The sequence below is a fragment of the Stenotrophomonas sp. Sm6012 genome, from assembly GCF_030985895.1.
Lineage (GTDB): Bacteria > Pseudomonadota > Gammaproteobacteria > Xanthomonadales > Xanthomonadaceae > Stenotrophomonas > Stenotrophomonas forensis.
This window is the reverse complement of record NZ_JAPTFX010000276.1, coordinates 1-1,506: the sequence shown is the minus strand read 5'-3', so window position 1 is coordinate 1,506 and position 1,506 is coordinate 1. Positions and strand designations below refer to the sequence as shown.

Below are 1,506 nucleotides of genomic sequence, written 5' to 3'. Positions count from 1 at the left end.
GCTGAAAAGCGGGCCTTCTTTATTGGGGTGGACACGCCCTGGTAGGTGCCAACCTTGGTTGGCACGCGGGCTCTGTGCACGCCAACCAAGGTTGGCCACTACCGGGCACGCGCGCTCAGCGCAGCGCGCCCAACCACGCCGCACACGCCTCGCTCGGGCTCTGCTTGGCCTTCACCGCCAACCCGCTCACGCGCACGAAGGTCTGCGCGGCCTGCGCCACCACCTGGCGTGCGATCAACGCGGCCTGCTTGGTCGCGGCCTGCTGCTTGCGCAGCTGCACGATGTTGATCGACGGCCGGCCGACCGGTGCGTACTTCTGGTCGCGGCGCAGCACATCGGCCACCTGTGCCACTTCGAATTCAGCCTGCAGGTAGCGGTGCTGTGCTTCCACCAGGTCGCGCAGCGGCACGCGCACGGCGGCGGTGTCGGCGAAGGCGGCCAGCGCGGCATCGCACGCAGCGTCATCGGCGAAGCGGGTACGCAGCGCATCCACGCTGGCCAGGGTCAGTTTGGCCATGTGGGCCTCGTTGCTGCAGGAAAGGAGCGCGATTGTCGCATTGTCAGCTCGGTCATGCCGGCCGCTGGCCGGCAATTGCAGGGAAGCGTGCGGACCGTTGGTCCGCACCTACCGAAGGCGCAGCCGCCCAGCGTGGGCTCGGCTCTACAATAGGCTGTTGTTTCACCCACGGAAGGAAGACCCATGCAGGACGCGCAGTACTGGTTGAACGAATTCTGGACAGGCCTGAGCGTGCTCGATCTTCTGGGCGGCAGTGTGCTCGGCACACTCCTGGGCCTGGCGCTGGGCGTGCTCGGCTGGCGCTGGCTGCACCGCCGCGGTTGGCTGCAGCGGCGCAAGCGCTGGCATCACTGGCTGCTGGCCAGCTATGTGGTGCTGCTGCCGCTGGCCACCGCCTTCTTCGGCCTGCAGCTGGGCTTCACTGCCGGTGCGCACCGCGCGCTGTTCAAGCAGCTCGATCATTTCCAGCCACACCTGCAGACCCTGGTGGAAGGCTGGAGCGAAGGCTTCACCGATTCGCTGGACGACCCGCGCATGCGCGAGGCGCTGCGCAGCCAGGGCACGGTGGGCGATGTCGCCGATATCGTGGCCTCGGCCTATCTGAGCGAGCATCCGCTGCCCGGCCTCGATCGCCTCGGCAACGGCCCGTTGGCGCGCGGCGCCGGCTGGGTGATCGGCAAGGTGCGCGAAGGCCTGCTGCGCGGCATGGTGGAAGACACGCTGGTGGACAAGGCTGGCACGCTCGGCCTGGAGCCCAAGGTGGTGCGCGAGGCGCTGACCATGCACGTCGATGAGCTGCTGCACACCCGTGGCGTGCTGCGGCTGGTGAAGGCGCAGATCAACGGCATGATGCCCGGCGTGTATTTCGGGCTGCTGCTGCCGCTGCTGGTCATCGCACTGCTGGTAGCGCTGGAGATCTGGGCCGCGCGGCGGTTCGGGTGGACGCGGCAGCTGGCGCCCAGCGCGGGGTGTTGGGGGGGGGGGGGCGG

The 1,506-nt window shown here is 68.7% G+C and carries 2 protein-coding genes; one reads left to right on the top strand and one right to left on the bottom strand.

Going from position 1 to position 1,506, the window contains the following annotated elements; translation table 11 throughout:
* Window positions 1-115 precede the first annotated feature (115 nt).
* On the bottom strand, window positions 116-517 hold the full coding sequence (locus O0J73_RS22350; RefSeq protein WP_197565113.1) for a hypothetical protein: 402 nt from the start codon (window positions 515-517) through the stop codon (window positions 116-118).
* A gap of 183 nt (window positions 518-700) precedes the next feature.
* Here O0J73_RS22350 and O0J73_RS22345 point away from each other — a divergent pair.
* A partial coding sequence (locus O0J73_RS22345; protein ID WP_308309673.1) for a hypothetical protein occupies window positions 701-1,506 on the top strand: 806 nt, incomplete at its 3' end.

Excerpts from the sequence above, each read along its gene's own strand:
- O0J73_RS22350 (WP_197565113.1), bottom strand. The coding sequence starts at position 517 with ATGGCCAAACTGACCCTGGCCAGCGTGGATGCGCTGCGTACCCGCTTC.